A 20,378-nucleotide genomic window follows, 5' to 3' on the forward strand; every position below is an offset into this window, starting at 1 on the left:
GTACCAAAGGGCCGACCGTGGCGCGCGAGGCGGAACGGGCACCTCCGCGGAGCTGCGGGCGGGCATCCTGCCAAAGCCCGCCCGGAAGATCCAACCGGGGGTCCGCGGGGGCCCGCGGGACACGCCCGCGGAAGTTGTTCGCCAACTCATGAGTGTTGTTCACTCGTTCGGGTGGCGGAGCGGCCGATGCGCGCCTCCTTCCCAGAAGCGCTGGAATGGTCGGAAGCCGTACCAGGGGTGGGGGCGCTCCATGTGACCGGTCGTCACCTCTGCTTTGTGGGCGGACGAGTCAAGAATGCGAGCACCGGTGCAGATGAAGCGGCCTCGGAGCAAGAACGGCACGCGGAGCCAGGCCCCCGGTGCGGAGCCGACCCCGGACGGCGTCGCCGCGCCGACCGCACAGCCCAAGTCCCCCGCGGGACGCTCCAAGCGCGTCCGCAACCGCCTGGTCGCCGGCGTCGCCTTCGTCGGCGTCACCGTCCTCGCCGCCGGGGCTCCCGCGGTCCTCGCGGCCTCCGCCGAGCTGACCGACTCCCAGCGCCTGGTCACGCTCGCCGAACTCGACCGGCAGGCCGTCACCCTGGCGCACTCCCTCGCCGACGAGCGCGACGAGGTCGTCGCGTACATCGCGGCCGGCCGCGACGCCCAGACCGGCGACGCCAAGCACCGGCGGCAGATCACCGACACCCGCTCCACCCGCGTCGACCGGCAGATAGACGAGATCCGCCCCGCCGCCCCCACCGAGCTCCGCCGGGACCTCGCGGGCCTGCCCTCCATCCGCCGTGCCGCCCTCACCGGCAAGGGCACGGCCCTGGAGGCCCACAAGGCGTACTCGGACGTCATCACCAAGCTCCAGGCCCTCGCCGACGAACTCGCCGACAAGACCCCGGCCCGCGCCGCCGACGCCTCGCTCACCGAGGCCACCCGCGCCCCGGCCGCCCTCGGCCGCGCCGTCGAACAGGCCTCCGCCACCCGCGGCCTGCTCCTCGCCGCGCTCTCCGTGCCGCAGCCCGAACCCACCGGTGACGTCCACTACGACGCCACGACCGGCACCTACGTCGCCGACGTGCCCGAGGGAGCCGCCGAGGCCACCCGCGCCCGCGACGCCCTCACCGCCGCCGCCCAGCTGGCCCGCGTCCGCGAACTCGCCGCCCTCGGCGACTTCGACCAGGCCGCCGGGTCCGCCGCCCGCGACTCCCTCGCCGCCACCGTCACCGGCCCCGACGTCAAGAGCGCCGAACGCTCGCTCGCCGCCCTCACCGACCAGCCCCGGCTCACCGAGGCCGAGCGCGCGACCGACCCGACCGGCCTGGACGCCGCCCTCTCCGCCCGCATCGAGCAGATGCGCGGCGTCGAGTCGGCCCTCGCCGCCGCGCGCGTCGAGCGGCTCGGCGCCCTCCGCGACGACGACGTCACCGCCCTCGAACTGCGCCTCGCCTACCTCGGCGGCTGCTTCCTGGTCGCGATCGGCATCTCCACCTACGTCGCCCGCACCCTCACCCGGCCCCTCGCCGTCCTCCGCATCGGCGCCGCCCGGCTCGCCGCCGCCCCGGCGCCGCACACGGAGGAGCCGGTCCGCTTCACCGGCCGCAACGACGAGTTCGCCCAGGTCGTACGCTCCCTCAACACCCTGCACGGCAAGCTCTCGGGCCTCGCCGCGCACACCGAGCGGCTCACCGACGAGCGGGCCGACCTCGCCGCGGCCAAGGAGGCCGTCGGCGCCGAGCTCGCCGCCCAGCGCGCGGACCTCCAGGGCCGTGTCGCGCTCCTGACCGCCGACCTCGAACGGCTCCGGAGCACCGTCCACCACACCTTCGTCAACCTCTCGCTGCGCAGCCTCGGGCTCGTCGAGCGCCAGCTCGCCGTCATCGAGAAGCTGGAGGAGCGCGAGCAGGACCCGGACCGCCTCGGCACCCTGTTCAAGCTCGACCACCTGGCGACGGTCATGCGCCGCCACAGCGAGAACCTCCTGGTCCTCGCCGGCCACGAGCACGTCCACGGGCACGCCGGACCCGTCCCGCTGGTCGACGTCCTGCGCGCCGCCGTCAGCGAGATCGAGCGGTACGAGCGGGTGACCATCCAGTCCCTGCCGCCGCACGCCCAGGTCGCCGGCTTCGCCGCGGACGACCTCAGCCACCTGGTCGCGGAGCTCCTGGAGAACGCCACCTCCTTCTCGCCGCCCGACGCCGAGGTCCAGCTCTCCGGCTGGCTCCTGGAGACCGGCGAGGTCATGCTCTCCGTGCAGGACGCGGGCATCGGCATGACCGCCTCCCGGTTCGCCGAGCTCAACGCCCGGCTGGCCGAGGCCGATCCGGACGCCTTCGACGGCGAGGGCCTCGGCATGCGGGTCATCGCCATGCTCGCCGCCCGCCACGGGGTGCGCGTCGAGCTCCGCGAGCAGCAGCCGGGCGGAACGGCGGCCGTCGTGGTCCTCCCGCTGCCCCTGCTGCCCACCGCCCCGCCGGCCACCGTCTCCCACCCCGTACGGGTGGCGGGTGCGGCCCCCACGATCCACCTCCCCGGCTCGGCCGCGGAGGCCAACTCCAACACCCTGCCGTCCCGTACCCGCGACCCCCTCGTCGAGGCCGCCGAGCGCGCGATCCTCGCGGCGGAGGTGGCGGGCGAGACGACCACCCGCGCCGCCGAACCGGAGCCCGAGTACAGCCCGGAGGGCGAGTACACCCCCGAGCCCGAGCCGGTGTACGCCCCCGAGCCGGAGCCGGTGTACGCCTTCGATCCCGAGCCGGAGTACGCCGCCGAGCAGGAGTACGCCTCCGAGCCCGAGCCGGTGTACGCCCCCGAGCCTGAGCGCCTCGGGGAGTCCGTCTCCGAGACCACGCTGCAGGTGCGGCTGCCCGACCCGCCGCCGGAGCCGGACGCCCACGAGCGCGCGGCCGAGCACGTCGAGCCCGCCCACCGGGTGGAAGCCCCGGCGGCCGTCGAGCCCGAGCCGGTGCCGGCCACCGGCCCCGTGGCCGACCCGGCCGCCGACCCGGGGGTCGACGCGGTAATCGACCCGGCGGTCCCCGGGCCGCGCCCCGCGCAGTGGGAGCGGGTCACCGACAAGGGCCTGCCGAAGCGGACGCCGCAGGTGGTCCGTCAGCCCGGCGCCGCCGCCACCACTCGTAAGAGCGGCGTGGACGCGGAGGCGCTGCGACGGCGCCTCGGTGGCTTCCACCAGGGAGCCAAGGCCGGACGCCGCGACGTGGAGGTCGAGTTGGGCACGGAGCGGATGGACACGGCGGGGACCGAGGCCATAAGGACTGCACGTACAGGGGAGACGGCGGGGGACACAGTCGAGGAGGCACGCAGTTGACCGCGACGGGAACGTTCGGACTGAGCACGGAGGCCCGCAACCTGCAATGGCTGCTGGGCAATCTGGTCGAGGAGGTGCCCGGCGTCCGCTCGGTCGCCGTCGTCTCCTCCGACGGACTCCTGCTGCTCTCGTCCGACCCGGCTGTCCAGGAGGCCACGCCGGCCGCCGACGAACCCGCCCGCCCGGGCGGTCCGCGCGGCTCCTGCGCCGACCTGGCCACCATCGTCTCCGGCATCGGCAGCCTGACCATCGGCGCCGCCCGGCTGATGGACGGCGGCGGGGTCAAGCAGACCATGGTGGCGATGGAGGAAGGCAGCGTCTTCGTGATGTCGATCAGCGACGGTTCGCTGCTCGGCGTGCACGCCACGCCCGACTGCGACATGAGCGTCGTGGCGTACCACATGGCGCTGTTCGTGGGCCGCGCCGGACACGTCCTCACCCCCGAAGTCCGCAGTGAGCTGCGCAAGTCGATGGAGAGCCCCCGGTGACGTCCATGTCCTCGGCCCATCACGCCCACAGGCTGCCGGTACGGGGCGAGGGGCGGCGCCCCGCGCGCGTACGCCCCTACTCGCTGACCGGCGGCCGGACCCGCTTCGGGCACATCCTGCTGGTCGAGACCTTCGTGGCGGCGCTCGAAGCGCCCGCCGCCCGCAAGGTCCTGACGGACGGCGGGCCCTTGGCCCGCGGTCTGATGCCGGAGATGCGGGCCATCGTCGAGATCTGCCGCCGGATGCGGACGGTCGCGGAGATCTCGGCGCTTCTCAAGATGCCGTTGGGGGTCGTCCGGGTGCTGCTCAGCGACCTGGCCGACCAGGGAAAGATCCGTGTGTACGGGACCGGTCACGGCACCGGCCAGCCCGACCGCGCGCTCCTCGAAAGGGTGCTGAGTGGACTCCGTCGTCTCTGACGCCTCCGCCGTCTCCGATTCACCGGCGGTCGCGGGCATTCCCGCGCAGCCCCAGGCCGACCTGTTCGCCCCGGGTGCCCGCGAACCGGGCATAGCCGGGCCGGACGCCGAGGACGGCGCCCAGGACTGGCAGCTCGACCACACCCGTGCGCCGATCGCGACGAAGATCGTCGTCGCGGGCGGCTTCGGGGTCGGCAAGACCACGTTCGTCCGCGCCGTCTCGGAGATCACCCCGCTCCAGACCGAGGCCCTGATGACCCGGGCGAGCGAGGACACCGACGACCTCACGGCGACGCCGGACAAGCTCACCACCACGGTCGCGATGGACTTCGGCCGGATCACGCTCGACAACGACCTGGTGCTGTACGTCTTCGGTACGCCGGGGCAGCAGCGCTTCTGGTTCATGTGGGACGACCTGGTGCGCGGTGCGATCGGCGCGATCGTGCTGGCCGACACCCGGCGGCTCACGGACTGCTTCCCGGCCCTCGACTACTTCGAGAGCTGCGGACTGCCGTACATCGTGGCCGTCAACCACTTCGAGGGCACCGAGGCGTTCGAGCCGGAGGACGTCAGGGAGGCCCTGACCGTCTCCCCGGACGTCCCGGTGGTGATCATGGACGCGCGCAAGCGCTACAGCGTCGTCGAGAGCCTGCTCGCGATGGTCGCGCACGCGCTCGAAGCCACCCCCGAATAGCCGTCCCCGTCGGTCACAGTCGCCAGGAGCACCACACATGCGGAAGATACTCATAGTCGGCGCCGGCCAGTCCGGTCTGCAGCTCGCCCTCGGACTCCAGTCGCAGGGGTACGAGGTCACCCTCATGTCGAACCGGACGGCGGACGAGATCCGGTCCGGCCGCGTCATGTCCACCCAGTGCATGTTCGACACCGCGCTCCAGCACGAGCGGGACCTCGGGATCAACTTCTGGGAGTCCCAGGCGCCGCGCATCGAGGGCCTCGGCGTCTCCGTCGCCGGCCCGGACTCGGCCCGGGTGATCGACTGGGTCGGGAAGCTGGACGGGTACGCCCAGTCCGTCGACCAGCGCGTGAAGATGGCCGGCTGGATGGAGACCTTCGCCCAGCGCGGCGGCCAGCTGGTGATACACGGCGTGGCCGTCGGCGACCTGGACTACTTCTCCCGCGGCTACGACCTGGTGCTCGTCGCCGCGGGCAAGGGCGAGCTGGTCTCCATGTTCGGCCGGGACGCGGCCCGTTCGCCGTACTCCGAGCCGCAGCGGGCGCTGGCCGTCGCGTACGTCCACGGCCTCGGCCCGCGCCCCGAGCACCCCGACTTCGACGCGGTCCGCTGCAACGTGGTGCCGGGCGTCGGCGAGCTCTTCGTCATGCCGACCCTCACCACCGGCGGCCGTGCCGACATCCTCTTCTGGGAGGGCGTCCCCGGCGGTCCGCTCGACGCCTTCCAGGGCGTCAAGGACCCCTCCGAGCACCTGGCGCTGACGCTGGAGCTGATGGAGAAGTTCACGCCGTGGGAGTACGCCCGGGCCACCAGGGTCGAGCTGACCGACGCGGGCGGCACCCTCGCCGGCCGGTACGCGCCGACCGTCCGGAACCCGATCGGCCGGCTCCCCGGCGGCGGTCTGGTCCTCGGCGTCGCGGACGTCGTCGTCGCCAACGACCCGATCACCGGTCAGGGCTCCAACTCGGCGGCCAAGTGCGCCGCCGCCTACCTCGCCGCCATCGTCGAGCAGGGCGACAAGCCCTTCGACGAGGAGTGGATGCAGGGCGCCTTCGACCGCTACTGGCAGACCGCCCAGCACGTCACCAAGTGGACGAACGCGATGCTGTCCCCGCCGCCGGAGCACGTCCTCAACCTCCTCGGCGCCGCCGGCCAACTCCAGCCCGTCGCCGACCGCTTCGCCAACGGCTTCAACGACCCCTCCGACTTCGAGAACTTCTTCTTCGACCCCGAGAAGACGTCGGCGTACCTGGCCTCGGTCTCCGGCTGAGGCACGGCTCCTTCGTAACGCCGGCGGCCGGTCCCGGGGACGGGGCCGGCCGCCGGCGTCCGCGTTCGCATCGGGGTCCGCTTCCCGTGGGGCCCGAAAAACGGGTCGAGTCGTTCCGCTCCGATGCTCGATCATGTGTCCATGTCTCAGCAGAACACCCTGGCCCGTGTGGACGCCGACCTCGCCGCGGGCCGCGTGCCCATGGCGCGCCAGCGGCTGCGCGGTCTGGTCTCGTCGTTCCCGCACGACCTGGAGCTGCGGCGCCGGCTCGCCGAGGTGTACCGGCTGTACGGGGACGCCGCGGAGGCGGGCCGGTGGACCTACCTCGAAGAGGACCGGCGTGCGGACGAGACGGCCGCGTTCGAGGAGCGGTACGGGTCCCCCGGGTGGCGGATGAAGGCCCTCGCGTGGCGCGGCCCCGAGTCGCTGGCGGCGACCGTCTTCGCCGAGGAGCAGCTGACGGCGCTGCGGACCGCCCGCGCGGAGGAACGGGGGCGGCCGGTCGACTGGGACGACCCGGCCTCCTACGAGGACGACGGCGACGGCGACGGTGAGCACGCGCCGGACACCGGGGGGTGGAGCGTCGGCGGGGTCGTCGCGGGCCTCGGCTGCCTGGTGGGCTGTGTCGCGTTCGCGGCGGTCTGGGTGATCGGCGTGATCGCGCTCTTCTCGTAGCGCCCGGACCCCTCCGCGCGGCGGACCGCGAGCGGGTCAGCAGCCGGTCAGCAGGCCGGTCAGCGCGAAGAGGGCGCCGACGAGGCACCAGCCGGGGCGGCCCCAGCCGGGGCGGCCCCACCCCAAGGGTGAGGCTCTTGCGGAGGAGGGGGGTCAGCGTCGGTCGAAACCCTCGTCGGCTCCGTCCGTGGCGCCCGAGGGGAGCGCGGGCGGGGTGTACGAGGTCAGCGCAGGCCCGCCCGGATCGGGGCGTACGGCCCCGAGCAGCGGGTTCGCCGCGACGGGGGAGACCTTCACCTTCCCGCCGGGGCGCGGCGCCTGCACGACCAGGCCGCCGCCGAGGTACAGCGCCACATGGGTGGCGCCCGGGAAGTACACGACCAGGTCGCCGGGGCGCAGTTCGGTGAGCGCGACGCGGGGCAGGGTCGCCCACTGCTCCTGGCTGGTGCGCGGGATCTCGCGCCCCGCCGCGGCCCACGCCCGCTGGGTCAGCCCCGAGCAGTCGTACGTGTCGGGGCCCTCGGCCCCCCACTCGTACGGCTTGCCGATCTCGCCCACCGCGAAGCGCAGCGCCTCCGCGCCCGCCCGTGAGGGGGTGCGGGTGCCGTCCAGGACGCCGGAGTCGAGCAGTTCGCGCTGGGCGCCGGCGGTCTGGACGCGCTCCAGTTCGGTGAGTCGGGTGAGCTGTTCGGGCGAGAGCCCGGCGAGCAGCTTCTCCACCTCCCGCAGCCTGGCCGCCACCTCGTCGCGCCGGGTGCGCTGCGCCGCCGCCAGGGTCTGCTGCCGGTCGAGGGCCTTGCGCGAGGCGCTCGCGAGGGCGTCGGCCTTCCGTTCGGCTCCTTCGAGCCGCTCGACGGCGGTGGCCCGGCCGCGGGCCGCGCGGGCCATCAGATGCCCGTGGTCGAGCGCCGACTGGGGGTCGGGCGAGAACAGCAGCCGCACGTACGAGGAGAACTCGGACCTCCCCTGGTACTGCTCCCGGGCGATCCGTCCCGCCTCGGCGCGCCCCTGGGCCAGGGCGGTGCGGGCGGCGGTGAGCCGGGCCGTGACCTTCCTGGTGTCGGCCGTCTGCACCTTCAGCGCCTCCTCGGCGGCGTTGAACCGCTCGGTGGCCTCCTCGGCCTGCTGGTACAGCGCGCGCAGCCGGGTGAGGAGCCCGGTCACGGAGTCGCCGCCGGGCGGGGGCAGGGCGGCGGCGTCGTCGTCGAGCGCGGGGGCGGGGGGAGTGCCGGAGGGGGTGGCGGGGGGAGGGGAGGGAGCGGTGGCGGGGGGCTCCGACGCGGCCGGGTCGAGCGGATCGGTCGGCTCGGTCGGCGGAGCGAGCGGATCGGCGGGGCCGGCCGACGGGGCGAGCGGGCCGGCCGGGTTCGCCGACGGGTCGAGCGGGTCGGGCGGATCGGTCGGGTCGGCCGGGTTCGCCGAGGGGTCGACCGGGCCCACCGGTTCCGCCGACGGGTCGGCCCAGGCGATGGGGGCTTCCGCGGGGGGTTCGGTGGGAGGGTCCGGCGGGGCGGCACCCGCGGCCGGGAGCGCCCCGGTGAGCGCGGTCACGGCGGCGAGCGCCCCCGTGCAGACCGTGCGCAGCAGCCTTCGTGACATCGTCACCACCTCCACGGGGATGATGACGTGTCACTTCATCTGATGACTGTACGAACCGGGGCGCGCCCGGCGCCCTCACCCGTTCGGCTCAGCGTCCTTCGCGGAGCCGCCACCCGGCTTGGACCACGGCCACTTCAGTTCACGCCGCTCGCGGCCCTCGGGGGCGTACTGGTAGACCCAGCCGCGCTGGAGGCCGAGGCGCTTCGTGTACCCCGACGGCTCGCGCCGGTAGACGTACAGGAGCGGCGGGCGCCCGTCGCGGGCCGGGACCGGGACCTCGTACCACTTCGGCGGGTGGCCGGTCGGGCCGAGGAGGATCGGCAGGACCCGGCCGTCGAGGGGGCCGCCGCGGAAGGGGGTGTTCTCGCTCTTCACCCCTCCAGTCTCTCCCGTACGGCCGCCGGCACCGGCTCACAGCAGGTGCGCCGCCTCGCCGACCACCGGGATCACCTTGCGGGCGAGCGTCGCCACCGGGCCGTCGGCCGTCTCCTGCGCGAGGAGCCGCCGGACGACCTCCGCGGTCTCCGGGTCGCTCGCCGTGGTCGCCGCGAGGAGGGCGACGAGATGGTCGACGAGCCATTCCCGCAGCTCCCGGGCCGGGGGCTGCTTCTCCTCGTCGAGCCAGATGAGGGAGGCCGCCTCCACGGCGGCGATCCACGTGCGCACCAGCAGGGAGAGCCGGGAGCCCGGCCGCTCCGCCCCGAGGTGGACGAGGATCTGTTCGGCGGCGGCCCGGCGCACCTCGTCGACGATCGCGCTGGTCCGGGAGGTCTCGGCGACGCTGCCGCCGCGCAGCAGGGCGCTGAACCCGGCGTCGTGCTCGTCGACGAAGGCCAGGTACCGGTCGAGCACCCGGCCGAGCCGCTCCGTGGGCGGCCCGTCCCGCGGCTCGGTGAAGCAGTGGTTCAGGGCGTCGGCGGAGGACCGCAGGGCGGCCTCGTACAGCTGCTGCTTGCCGCCGGGGAAGTACCGGTAGACGAGGGGCCGCGAGACGCCGGCCGCCTCGGCGACGTCGTCGAGGGAGACGTCCTCGGGCGTCCGGTGGGCGAAGAGCCCCAGGGCGGCGTCGAGCAGCTGCCCGCGCCGCTCCTCGACGGTGAGCCTGCGGTACGCGGGAGTGGCGGCGCTGGTCATGCCCGCAGCGTAGCCGCGGAGCGGCCCCCTCAGGCGAGCAGGCCCGAGGACTTCCAGAGGCGGCGGCCCGGCCCGCGCAGCACGCCGATGTCGTCGAGGAAGTCGGTCAGCCGCTTCGCGCCGGACCGCATGACCTCCTGCCGGTGCCCGCTCGCCCGCACCTGGGCGACGGCTTCCCGGCGGTCCAGGCCCACGGCCTCGTACACCCCGGGGTTGACGAAGCAGGTGGAGAAGACCCGGGCGGCCTCGCCGCAGCTCAGCCGGGTGAACTCCTGCTCCCAGCGCGGGGCGGTCGCCATCTGGCGGCGCAGCTCTTCGCGGGCGTACCGCACGTGGCGGGCCTCCTCGACGACGTGGATCCGGGTCACCCCGCGCACCAGGGCCTGCACCCGCTCGTCCGGGAAGGTGAGGCGCTGCATCCAGTCGAGGATCTCCTCGCCGAGCAGGGTGGCGGCGAAGGAGCCGGGGGTGGTGGAGACGGTCTTCAGGATCCGCGCGAGGTTGTGGTAGATCCGCGGCACCGGGTAGGCCGGGGTGCCGCCGCGGGTGATCAGCCGGGCGAACATCATCGAGTGGCGGCACTCGTCGGCGATCTCGGTGAGGGCGTAGCGGACGTGATGGCTGGTCAGGGACTTGTCGTAGATGTGCCGCACGAGCAGCTGCATCAGGATGATCTCGAACCAGATGCCGAGGGAGGCGAGCGAGGCGGCCTCGTGGCGGGAGAGGGCGATCCGCTGCTCCTCGGACATCCGGCGCCAGAGCGGGGTGTCGTAGAGGGAGACGAGCTCGGGCGGCCAGAACCACTTGCCGTCCTCGAAGGGGGAGTCCCAGTCGAGCTCGGTGTCCGGGTCGAAGGAGTGCCTGCGGGAGGACTCCAGGAGGCGTTCCGCGACCTGTTCACGGTCGCGCAGCGGCCCCAGGGCGTCCCGGAGGAGGCTGAAGTCGGGCTCGGTGAAGGGGGTCATGGTCCGGGCACCTCGCTGCGCTCGCCGTCGCGTTACCGGGGGTCACCTTGTATGAGACTGCCCGTCAGCAAGCCCGTCAATCCCTTGCGCGCGACTTGTTGACGACTCGTCTACCACCGTGTGAGCCTGCTGGAAACGGACGGAAGGAGTCGTCAGTGTCGACGCACGACCTCTATGTCAACGCCCCCGCCGGACCCGTATGGCAGGTGCCCGCCACCGGTGCCGCCCGCTTCTCCTGGGACTACGACGACGGCCGCGAGCGCCTCCTCGCCCTCTACCGCAAGGGCAAGGACAAGCAGTGGGACGGGGCCACCCGCATCGACTGGGACCTGGAGGTCGACCCGTACGACCCGCTCGGCACCCCCGACGAGGTCCTGAACCTGTACGGCACCCGCCACTGGGCCAAGATGACCGAGAAGGACAAGGGCGACCTGCGGCGCCACTACTCCTCCTGGCAGTTCAGCCAGTTCCTCCACGGCGAGCAGGGCGCGATGATCTGCGCCGCCCGGATCGTCGAGTCCGTCCCCGACCTCGACGCCAAGTTCTACTCGGCCACCCAGACCATGGACGAGGCCCGGCACGCCGAGATCTACGGCCGCTTCCTCCACGAGAAGATCGGGATGCTCTACCCGATCAACGACGACCTCCAGGGCCTGCTCGACGACACCCTGCGCGACTCCCGCTGGGACATGCCCTACCTCGGCATGCAGGTCCTCATCGAAGGCCTCGCCCTCGCCGCCTTCGGCATGATCCGCGACACCACCGACAAGCCGCTGCCCAAGCAGATCCTGGCGTACGTGATGCAGGACGAGGCCCGGCACGTGGCCTTCGGCCGGATGGCCCTGCGCGACTACTACCGGCAGCTCTCCGACGCCGAACTCCGCGACCGCGAGGAGTTCGTCATCGAGGGCTGCCACCTGATGCGCGACCGGCTGCGCGGGGTCGAGGTCCTGGAGAACTTCGGCATCCCGCGGAAGGAGGCCGAGGAGCTCAGCGAGCAGAGCGAGTTCCTGCGGCTCTTCCGCAAGCTCCTCTTCAGCCGGATCGTCCCCTGCGTCAAGGACATCGGCCTCTGGGGCGAACGCCTCCAGAAGGCCTACCTCGACATGGGCGTCTTCGACCTCGGCGACTCCAACCTCGACCTCCTGATGACCCAGGACGAGGAGATCGCCGAACGCCTCGACGCGCAGCGGTTCGCGGCGGAGGAACGCGCCCGCGTCACGGAGGTCGCCGACGCCATCGCGGACGGAGCGGCCGAGGCGTAGCCGCGGGGTCTCCCGGAGCCAGCCGGAATCCCCCGGAGCCCCTAGCGCCGCCGGGCCTCCGCCTCCAGGCGCAGTGCCTCCTCCATGACGGCCTTCGCGATCGGGGCCGCGCTGCCGCCCCCGCTGATGTCCGTACGGGAGGCCTCGGCGTCCTCGACGACGACGGCGACCGCGACCGCCGGCTGGGCGGAGTCCTCGGCCTGCGCCCAGGCGATGAACCAGGCGTACGGGGTGCCCGTGTTGCCGAAGCCGTGCTGGGCCGTGCCCGTCTTGCCGCCGACCCGGGCGCCCGGGATCGCCGCGTTCGAGCCGGTGCCCTCCTCGACCGCCTTCACCATCAGCCGCTGGAGCTGGACCGCGGTGGACGGGGTCATCGCCTGCCGGTAGCTGCGGCGGCCGGTCCGGTCGACCGTCGTGCCGCCGGAGGTGGTGGTGCGGTCGACGAGGTACGGGTGGGCGATCTCCCCGTTGTTGGCTACGGCCGCGGCGACCATCGCCATCTGGAGCGGGGTCGCCGTCGTGTCGAACTGCCCGATCGACGACAGCGCCAGCTGGTCCGGGCTCATCTCCCGGTCGAAGTTGGACTTCGCGACCCAGGACGGCACCCGCAGGCCGGTGTCGTCGAAGCCGAACCGCTCCACCGCGTCGACCATCCCCGTCAGGCCGACCTCCACCCCGAGGCCGGCCATCACCGTGTTGCACGACCACTGGATCGCGTACGCGAGGGAGGCGTCCCCGCAGCCCTTCGCCTCGTTCGGCAGCACCTGGCGGGTGCCCGGCAGCACGAACGGGTCGGGGGTGTCCGTCGGCGCCTCCACGTCCCGCACGACCCCGGCGTCCAGGGCCGCCGCGGCCGTCACGATCTTGAACGTGGACCCCGGGGGGTACGTCTGCCGCAGGGCGCGGTTCAGCATCGGCTGGTTCGGCGAGGTGTTCAGCCGCTTCCAGGCCTCCTTCACCGCCGGGCCCGTCCCCGAGAGGACGCCCGGGTCGTACGAGGGCGAGCTGACGACGGCCAGGACGCGGCCGCTGGAGGGTTCGAGCGCCACGACCGCGCCGCGCTTCCCGTCGAGCCCCCGGAAGGCCGCCTCCTGCATCGTGGCGCGGACCGTGGTCACCACGTCCCCGCCGGGCTGGTGGCCGCGGGTGAGGTCGTTCCAGAGGGGCAGCGGCGCCAGCATCGGTTCGGTCCCCGACAGGATCTCGTCCTCGGCGTGCTCGACGAGCGTCGTGCCGTACGTCTGGGAGGCGAAGCCGGTCAGGGGCGCGTACAACGGCCCCTGCCGGTAGGTGCGTTCCCAGCGCAGCTGCTGGCCGCTGTCCCGGGAGCCGGTCACCGGCTTCCCGTCGACGAGGATCTCGCCGCGCGGTTCGGCGTACCGCTCGATCGCGATCCGCCGGTTCGCCGGGTTGTCGTCGAGCGACGGGGCTTCGAGGACCATCACCCGCGCGGCGTTGACGAGGAGGGCGGCGAGGAGGACGAGGCAGAGGGCGGCCGCCCGCCGGATGTACCGGATCACCGGGCCTCCTCCGTCACGGGCGCGAGCGTCCCGGTGTCGGCCGAGTCCGGCTGCGGGGCCCGCGCGGAGTCGCTGACCCGGATGAGGAGGGCCACGATCACCCAGTTGGTGACGACCGACGAGCCGCCCTGGGCGAGGAACGGCATCGCCATGCCGGTCAGCGGGATGAGGCCCATCACCCCGCCCGCGATCACGAACACCTGGAGCGCCACGATCGAGGCGAGCCCGATCGCGAGCAGCCGGCCGAAGGGGTCGCGGAGCGAGAGGCCGGCGCGGTAGCCGCGGGCCACGAGCAGCGCGTACAGCAGGAAGAGGGCGGTGAGGCCGACGAGCCCCAGCTCCTCGCCGGCCGTCGCCAGGATGAAGTCGGACTTGACGGCGAAGCCGATGAGGACGGAATGGCCGAGACCGAGCCCCGTGCCGAGCATCCCGCCGGCCGCGAACGCGAAGAGCGACTGCGCCAGCTGCCCCGGACCGTCGCCGGCCCGGATCGAGGCGAACGGGTCGAGCCAGTCCTGCACCCTGCTGTGCACGTGCGGTTCGAGGGAGCCGACCAGGAACGCGCCGGCCGCGGCCAGGACGAGACCGACCGCGATCCAGCCGGTCCGCCCGGTCGCCACGTACAGCATGATCACGAAGAGGCCGAAGAAGAGCAGCGACGTCCCCAGGTCCCGTTCCAGGACCAGCACGCCGACGCTCAGCAGCCAGATCGCGACGATCGGCCCGAGCACCCGCCCGGTGGGGAACTGGAACTTCCAGATCCGGCGGCCGGTGTACGCCAGGGCGTTGCGGTTGGCGGCGAGGTACGCGGCGAAGAAGACCGCGAGCAGGATCTTCGCGAACTCGCCCGGCTGGAACGAGAGCCCGCCGAGCCTGATCCAGATCTTGGCCCCGTTCACCGCCGGGAAGAAGATCGGCAGGATCATCAGGGCGAGCGCGGCGGCCACCGAGACGTACGCGTACCCCTGGAGGGTGCGGTGGTCGCGCAGCAGCGCGACGACCACGATGAAGAGCGCCACCCCGAGCGTCGACCAGACCAGCTGCGTCGCCGCCGCCTGGTCGTTCGGCGTCTCCAGGTCGAGGCGGTAGATCAGCACGAGCCCGAGGCCGTTGAGCAGGACCGCGATCGGCAGCAGCAGCGGATCGGCGTACGGCGCGCGGAACCGGACCGCGAGGTGGGCGACCAGCGCGAGCAGCCCGAGCCCGGCGCCGTAGCGGGCCGCGTCCGGCGGCACGGCGCCGCTGCGGGCGAGGCCGACCGCGGCGTAGCCGGAGACGGAGATGAGGACGGCGCAGACGAGGAGGGAGAGTTCCACGCCGCGGCGCTTCGGCATGCGTACCCCGGGCGGGGGAGCGTCCGTGCGCGGTGCGGTCATGGTCGGCAACGTAGCAAGCGGTATGCCCTATGTCCCTTTTGTGTGACGGTGTGCCGTGGAGCGCCGTCAGTCCTCCGGGTCGGCGTCCGCGAGGCGCACGTACTCGGGGAGCCTCAGCCGGGCCTCGGCGCCCGCGCCCCCGACCGGCCGGGCGAAGACCAGCTCGGCGCCGATCACCTCCGCCTGCCCGACGGCGATCGTCAGCCCGAGACCGTGCCCCTTGCCCCCGCTCTCGGTACGGAACCGCTGCGGCCCCGACTCCAGGAGGTACGCCGGATACCCGGGGCCGTGGTCCCGCACCGACACCACGGGGCCGTCCACCGTCACCACCACCGGAGGCGCCCCGTGCCGGTGCGCGTTGGCGACCAGATTGCCCAGCACCCGCTCCAGGCGCCGCCGGTCCGTCTCCACCGTAGCGTCCCTGACGACCCGCACCTCCGTCGCCGTGCCCGAGGCGCGCACCACCCGCTCGGCGAGCGGCCCGAGTTCGTGCACCGCCAGGTCCACGGTCTCGTTGCGGGCGTCGAGGCGCGAGATCTCCAGGAGGTCCTCGGTGAGACCGCGCATCGCCTTCACCCTGTCCCGCACGAGCTCGGAGGGCCGGCCCTCCGGCAGCAGCTCGGCCGCCGCCGAGAGCCCGGTCAGCGGGGTGCGCAGTTCGTGCGCCACGTCGGCGGTGAACCGCTGCTCGCTCTGCAGCTTGCGCTGGAGCGACGAGGCCATCGTGTCGAGCGCCCCGGAGACGGTGGCCACCTCGTCCTGCGGGCGCGAGGGGTCCTTCGTCCGGGGGTCGTCGACACGCGCGTCCAGGTCGCCCGCGCTGATCCGCCGGGCCACCTGGGCGGTCAGGTGCAGCCTCCGGGTGACCCGGGTGACGGCGAACGCGCCCGCGAGCAGGGTCACGCCGATCGCGAGCACCGAGGAGCCGACGATCGACCGGTCGAGCGCGTCGATCGTCTCGGCGCTCTGCGTGTAGTCGACCCGCACGGCCAGGGCACGGCCGTCCGCGGGGCCCGCCGCCCACATCGTCGGGCGGCCCCGGTCGTCGGCGACCATCGTGCCGTGCTCGCCGCGGGCTGCGAGCGCCCGCAGGGGCGCCGGGAGGCCCGGCGGGTCGATGGCGGCGAAGCGGGGCAGCGGCTCGCCCGCCTCGTACAGCCGGCCGACCTCGGTGAGCCGGGTCAGCGCCTTCTCCCGGGAGTCGTCCACGGTCCGGGAGGTCACCGACACGTGGACGAGCGCGCCGAGCAGCGCGGCCAGCGCGCAGCACATCACGGCGATGAAGACCGCGGCCTTCCAGGTGAGGGTCGCGGTCCAGGCGGGCAGCCGGAGCGGCTTCACCGGGTGGGCTCGGCGGGTACGGGCACGGGCTCCGCCGGGACGGGATCGCCGGGTTCCCCCGAGGCGGGCGGGGTGCTCGGCGACGGGGTCGCGCTGGGGCTGACCAGGCGGGGCACGGGCACCGCCGAGGGCCCGGTGCGGGAGGGCCGCACCCGGACGATCTCGTCCCGGGTGGGCAGCATGCTGTGCTGCTGCTCGTCCCAGGACCAGGCGGTGCGGTACTCGTACCCGGGGATGCCGGCCGAGCTGACCCGCATGATCAGGTCCCGGCCGGCCAGCTCCACGCTGATCACCTGGTCGACGGTGGACATGATCCTGGTGAGCCCGCCGTTCTCGGCGAGGTAGACCCGCACCCCGACCTGCTGCTGCGGCATCCGGATCCCCACGATCAGCTCGTCCCGGCCGTTGCCGGTGAGGTCGCGGTAGTACGGCCGCATGACCGGGCAGGCCGCGGGCGCGGTGGGGCACGCCTCGATCGCCCGCGCGGTCTCCTCGTAGAGCCCGTCCGCGCCCGTGTACGTGTCCGGGTTCGCGCGGACCTCGGCGCGGACCACGGCGACCGCGTCGACGGAGCGGACGTCGTTGTCGGCGGCCTCGATGCCGGGGACGCGCTCGGTGTCGGACTCGCCGTAGTCCACCGGCGGGTTCGTGGCCGGCGCGAGGTCGGGCCACAGCCGCACCGGCCCTACGGCCGCGGGCGTCGCCCCGGCGCTCTTCAGCCCGCCCTCCCCGCCGCCGCACCCGGCGAGCGCGAGTGCGAGGCCGAGCGCGAGGCCGAGTGCGCACAGGGCGCGGCCGGTGCTGCGCACTCCGTGCGGTCTCACGGTGCTCCTCGGTCGGTCGGGATCGGTACGACTCTTCTCCCGTAGACCTTATGCGGAGGGAAGTCCTTTTTATCCATTCATCGGGTTGTCCGAGCCCCGCTCCATCCGGGCCAGTGCGGCACGGCACAAGGTCAGGAGCTTCTCGTCGAGGTGGATGTCGTGGCTGCCGGAGGCGCCCTCGCGGGCGTTGTGGCGGCGCCGGCGCGTCAGCTCGGTGAGGATCACGAGCTGGGCCTCCGAGGCGGCCGGACCCATCTCCGCGAGGCACTCCGCGATGTCCATGCGCGCGTGCCGGTTCTCCTCCCAGGCCGCGAGCAGCACCGGCAGCGTCGTCGCGGTCTCGCCGGACACCCGCCACAGGGCCGTCGCGGTCCTGACCCGCACCCACAGGTCCCGTGAGGCCAGGCCGGGCCGGAGGGCGGGGGCGGCCCCGGCCGCCGCCGGGCCGATGTCGGCCAGGGCCAGGGCGGCGCAGCACCAGTCCGCGCCGGACACGCCCGGCCGCAGCCACCACTCCAGGGCCGCGAGCGCCTCCCCGGTGTCACCTTCGGCCGCCCACAGGGCGCGCGCCGCCGTCGCGGCGACCGCGGCCGACTCGGCGGCCAGGAGTCTTCGCAGCTCCGGTACGGCCTCCCCGGCGGCCGGGCCGAAGGCGGCCAGGGTCCGCAGGGCCGACTCTCGCACCCAGTCGCGCCGGTTCTCCGGGGCGCCGCGCAGCACCCGCAGCACCTCGGGAACGGCCTGGGCGCCCCGCACGGCCGCCAGCGCGTACAGCAGCGGCGCCGCCCGGTCGTAGAGCCGCTCGTCGAGCTCGACCTCGGCGAGCCGGCGCCGCAGCAGCGGGGCGAGCATCGCCGCCGAGGGCCCGAGACCGTCCATGGCGTACAGCAGCTCGCGCCGCACCTCGCCCTCCTCCAGGGCGCGGGCGAGCAGCGGGACGACGCGGGCGTCCCCGGCACGGGCCAGCGCGAGCAGCGCCCCGTCGCGCCCGGACCGGCCGACGAAGGCGTACCCGCTGCCGTGACCGGGACCGGCGGGTCCGTTGGACGGCGCGGAGCCGGCCGGGCCCGCCGTCAGACGGGCCATCAGCGCGTCGGCGGCCGGTCCGCCCAGCTCGAAGAGCCGCTCGAGGAAGGACGTCGCGGCCTCCCTGAGCCGGGGCTCGGGATCGTGGAGCTGGGCGCCGACGAGCCGGACGACCTCCTCGTACCGCCCGCGCCACATCCTGATCAGCCCGCCGCACAGCCGGATCGCGTCCGAGCGCTGCCCCCAGTCGGGGCTCCGAAGCTGCGCGAGGATCAGCGCGATCCGGTCGTCGACGCGGTCGTCGAGCGCCGTGTGCAGGGTCCGCAGCAACTCCTCGGTCCAGGGGGCCGGCCGCCCGGCCGCGTGCTCCTCGAGGAGCTCCCTGACCTGCCCGATCACCGTCGGCGCCGCGGACCGGTAACCGTCGGCGCCGGCGGCCGGACCCTGCGCCGCCGTCCGGATCTCCTCCAGGAGCCCCGTCACCCACGGCACCACGTCGTCGGGGATCTCCGCCGGCGCGCAGCGCGCCCGCTGGGCGAGGGCCGCCAGCCGCAGTCCCGGGTCGTGCGCGGCGCGGGCGAGCCAGCCGAGCCAGTCGACGGTCTCGGCGCGCAGCGACGCGTGCCGCAGCGCGATCCGCCCGACGGCGGCCACGAGGGCGAGCCGCACCTCGGTGTCCCGCTCGACGGTGAGCCGCTCCCGCAGCAGGGTCAGCACCCGGGCGGGCTCGGGGTGGAGCGAGGCGAGCGCGCACGGGGCGGCGAGCCGCACCTCGGGGTCGGGGTCGGCGACGAGCCCCAGGAAGACGTCGGCCCCGGCGGCGACGGCGGCGGCGGCCATCGCGTAGTTGGCGGCGGGGATGAACTCCTCGTCGTCCGGGCTGAGTCGGTCCAGTTCGTCGAGCTCGTCGTCGTCGTCGAGCTCGATCCCGCCGATGCTGGTGAGCAACTCGACGATGCCGCCGCGGTCCTGGACCGCGGGGTCGGCGACGAGTTCGAGGAGGAAGGGGATGCAGGCGAGCGTCGAGTCGTAGACGTCGCCCTGGTGGTGCACGGCGCCGTACATGCCGTCGAGGGCGGTCTCGCGCTCCGCGGGGTCGGCGGAGGCGAGTCCGCGGAGCAGCTCCGGCACGTCGTCCGCGGGGCCGTACGCGTGCCCCAGCGAGGCCCAGTCGACCTCCTCGATCCCCGTCAGCATGCCGGCCGCCTTCCCCGTGAGCGCTGTGCCAGGCAGCAAGTGTGCACCACAGGGCCGCCGGCAACGCCTAACCCGCGACACCCGCCCCGCGCGGAGCCTCGGTTGCGGCCTCTTTGCGCCATATACGGTACGGAGCAGGGCAGTTGCTCTCGGTGTATGCCGTCGGAGACGCGGCGCCCGCCCCGTCAGCCCTCCGACCGGACCCGGACGAACGCCGCGTTCTCGTGCCGCCCCGCGAGCTGCCGCAGCTCGACGGGGAGCGGCGGGTCCACCGGCCGCACCGGCCCGTGCTCCGGATCGTCGGCGAGCGGACCGGCGCGGTCGCCCGCCAGCGCGCCGACCTCGCGCGCCTGCGCCGGGGTGAGCCGGGGCGAGGTGGTGACGGCGCGGCCGTCGGGAAGCCGGACGAGCAGGGCCCGGGGCCGGTCCGCCGGGCCGACGAGACCTACGAGCAGGCCGTCGCTCGTGTCGGCGTGCCGGACCTTCCGCCAGGCCCAGGTGGCGCCGGCCCGGTAGGGCGAGCCCAGCCGCTTGGCGACGATCCCCTCGACCCCCGCGTCCCGCAGGTCGCGGAACCACCCGCGCGCCGTCTCCTCGTCCGTGGTGGCCAGCACGCGCTGGAGGGGCGGGCCGACGTCCGCGAGGGCCGCGCCCAGCAGCTCCCACCGGTCGCGGAGCGGCAGGCTCCGCACGTCCCTGCCGGGGACGGCGAGCAGGTCGAAGGCGATGTACGAGACCGGCACCCCGGCCCGTACCCGGTCCGCGTGGGAGCGGAGCAGATCGGTGAAGCTGAGCCGCCCCTCCCGGTACGCGCACAGCTCGCCGTCGAGGACGACCCCGGCCGGCAGCCGCTCGCCCAGATGCGCGGCGATCCCGGGGAACTCGGGCGCGAGGTCCCGGCGGGACCGGGACTGGAGCACGACCCGCCCGCCGCCGAGCACGAACGCGAGGGCCCGGAAGCCGTCCAGCTTCAGGGAGTACTGCAGCTCTCGGGGCGGCTCGCCCTGCTCCGGGATCTCGTCGGCGGACCGGGGCCGCATGACGTCGACGGGCGGCGCGAGCGCGACGGCACCGCGGGCGCGGGCCGCCGCGCCGCCGCCCCGGGCCGCCCCGGCGCCCGCCCCCACCCCGGCCGCCACCCCGAGCCCGAGGACCTTGCCATCGGGCGCGTGCCGCTCACGCGGGGCCCGGTCGATCGGTTCCGTACTCATGTGACCCCACTATGGTGCGGAATATCGTCCTATCCGGGGGTGGCTCGCCGTCTGGGGG

At 74.2% G+C, this 20,378-nt stretch carries 17 protein-coding genes; 7 read left to right on the top strand and 10 right to left on the bottom strand.

What is annotated here, in order from left to right; translation table 11 throughout:
- The first annotated feature begins 295 nt into the window (after positions 1-295).
- The 6 genes from MRBLMG1_RS30000 (at position 296) to MRBLMG1_RS30025 (ending at position 6,862) form a co-directional block, all read left to right on the top strand.
- Complete coding sequence (locus tag MRBLMG1_RS30000; protein ID WP_367827299.1) at positions 296-3,316, top strand: nitrate- and nitrite sensing domain-containing protein; 3,021 nt, start codon at positions 296-298, stop codon at positions 3,314-3,316.
- Entirely contained in the window at positions 3,313-3,804 is a 492-nt protein-coding gene (locus tag MRBLMG1_RS30005) for a roadblock/LC7 domain-containing protein (protein ID WP_367827300.1), read from the top strand. The genes MRBLMG1_RS30000 and MRBLMG1_RS30005 overlap by 4 nt, the downstream gene beginning before the upstream one ends.
- 5 nt (positions 3,805-3,809) lie before the next feature.
- Entirely contained in the window at positions 3,810-4,223 is a 414-nt protein-coding gene (locus MRBLMG1_RS30010; RefSeq protein ID WP_367827315.1) for a DUF742 domain-containing protein, read from the top strand.
- A 61-nt stretch (positions 4,224-4,284) separates the two neighbouring features.
- Positions 4,285-4,917, top strand: coding sequence for a GTP-binding protein (locus MRBLMG1_RS30015; RefSeq protein ID WP_414721679.1), 633 nt, complete (start codon positions 4,285-4,287; stop codon positions 4,915-4,917).
- A 37-nt stretch (positions 4,918-4,954) separates the two neighbouring features.
- Complete coding sequence (locus MRBLMG1_RS30020; protein WP_367827301.1) at positions 4,955-6,187, top strand: styrene monooxygenase/indole monooxygenase family protein; 1,233 nt, start codon at positions 4,955-4,957, stop codon at positions 6,185-6,187.
- Positions 6,188-6,328: 141 nt separating this feature from the next.
- On the top strand, positions 6,329-6,862 hold the full coding sequence (locus MRBLMG1_RS30025) for a DUF6584 family protein (protein WP_367827302.1): 534 nt from the start codon (positions 6,329-6,331) through the stop codon (positions 6,860-6,862).
- Between the two features lie 153 nt (positions 6,863-7,015).
- On the opposite strand, the gene MRBLMG1_RS30030 is transcribed toward MRBLMG1_RS30025, so the two are convergent.
- The 4 genes from MRBLMG1_RS30030 to MRBLMG1_RS30045 all read right to left on the bottom strand — a co-directional run bounded on the left by MRBLMG1_RS30030 (position 7,016) and on the right by MRBLMG1_RS30045 (position 10,560).
- Positions 7,016-8,461 (bottom strand): C40 family peptidase, encoded by a 1,446-nt coding sequence (locus MRBLMG1_RS30030; RefSeq protein WP_367827303.1) that lies wholly within the window; start codon positions 8,459-8,461, stop codon positions 7,016-7,018.
- A 75-nt stretch (positions 8,462-8,536) separates the two neighbouring features.
- Positions 8,537-8,836 carry a hypothetical protein gene (locus MRBLMG1_RS30035; RefSeq protein WP_367827304.1) on the bottom strand — a complete coding sequence of 100 codons (300 nt, stop codon included), beginning with the start codon at positions 8,834-8,836 and terminating at the stop codon, positions 8,537-8,539.
- 36 nt (positions 8,837-8,872) lie between these two features.
- The gene (locus MRBLMG1_RS30040) at positions 8,873-9,595 is read right to left on the bottom strand and encodes a TetR/AcrR family transcriptional regulator (protein ID WP_367827305.1); all 723 of its coding nucleotides are present in this window, start codon (positions 9,593-9,595) and stop codon (positions 8,873-8,875) included.
- A gap of 29 nt (positions 9,596-9,624) precedes the next feature.
- Entirely contained in the window at positions 9,625-10,560 is a 936-nt protein-coding gene (locus tag MRBLMG1_RS30045) for an AurF N-oxygenase family protein (RefSeq protein WP_367827306.1), read from the bottom strand.
- Between the two features lie 155 nt (positions 10,561-10,715).
- Here MRBLMG1_RS30045 and MRBLMG1_RS30050 point away from each other — a divergent pair, with 155 nt between their 5' ends.
- Positions 10,716-11,825, top strand: coding sequence for a ferritin-like domain-containing protein (locus tag MRBLMG1_RS30050; protein WP_367827307.1), 1,110 nt, complete (start codon positions 10,716-10,718; stop codon positions 11,823-11,825).
- 41 nt (positions 11,826-11,866) lie between these two features.
- Here MRBLMG1_RS30050 and MRBLMG1_RS30055 read toward each other — a convergent pair whose 3' ends face one another.
- The 6 genes from MRBLMG1_RS30055 to MRBLMG1_RS30080 all read right to left on the bottom strand — a co-directional run bounded on the left by MRBLMG1_RS30055 (position 11,867) and on the right by MRBLMG1_RS30080 (position 20,320).
- Positions 11,867-13,345 (bottom strand): penicillin-binding transpeptidase domain-containing protein, encoded by a 1,479-nt coding sequence (locus MRBLMG1_RS30055; protein ID WP_367827308.1) that lies wholly within the window; start codon positions 13,343-13,345, stop codon positions 11,867-11,869.
- Positions 13,342-14,721 carry an FtsW/RodA/SpoVE family cell cycle protein gene (locus MRBLMG1_RS30060; RefSeq protein WP_367827309.1) on the bottom strand — a complete coding sequence of 460 codons (1,380 nt, stop codon included), beginning with the start codon at positions 14,719-14,721 and terminating at the stop codon, positions 13,342-13,344. Before MRBLMG1_RS30060 ends, MRBLMG1_RS30055 begins: the two co-directional genes overlap by 4 nt.
- A 66-nt stretch (positions 14,722-14,787) precedes the next feature.
- Positions 14,788-16,062, bottom strand: a complete 1,275-nt coding sequence (locus MRBLMG1_RS30065) for an ATP-binding protein (RefSeq protein WP_367827310.1) — start codon at positions 16,060-16,062, stop codon at positions 14,788-14,790.
- Entirely contained in the window at positions 16,059-16,886 is an 828-nt protein-coding gene (locus MRBLMG1_RS30070) for a hypothetical protein (RefSeq protein WP_367827311.1), read from the bottom strand. The genes MRBLMG1_RS30065 and MRBLMG1_RS30070 overlap by 4 nt, the downstream gene beginning before the upstream one ends.
- Before the next feature lie 69 nt (positions 16,887-16,955).
- Positions 16,956-19,109: a PBS lyase gene (locus MRBLMG1_RS30075; protein ID WP_367827312.1), complete on the bottom strand. Its 2,154-nt coding sequence runs from the start codon at positions 19,107-19,109 to the stop codon at positions 16,956-16,958.
- A 185-nt stretch (positions 19,110-19,294) separates the two neighbouring features.
- A complete protein-coding gene (locus tag MRBLMG1_RS30080; protein ID WP_367827313.1) occupies positions 19,295-20,320 on the bottom strand; it encodes a DNA ligase in 1,026 nt (341 codons plus the stop codon).
- Positions 20,321-20,378: the final 58 nt, after the last annotated feature.

This window comes from Streptomyces sp. LMG1-1-1.1, assembly GCF_040815545.1.
GTDB lineage: Bacteria > Actinomycetota > Actinomycetes > Streptomycetales > Streptomycetaceae > Streptomyces.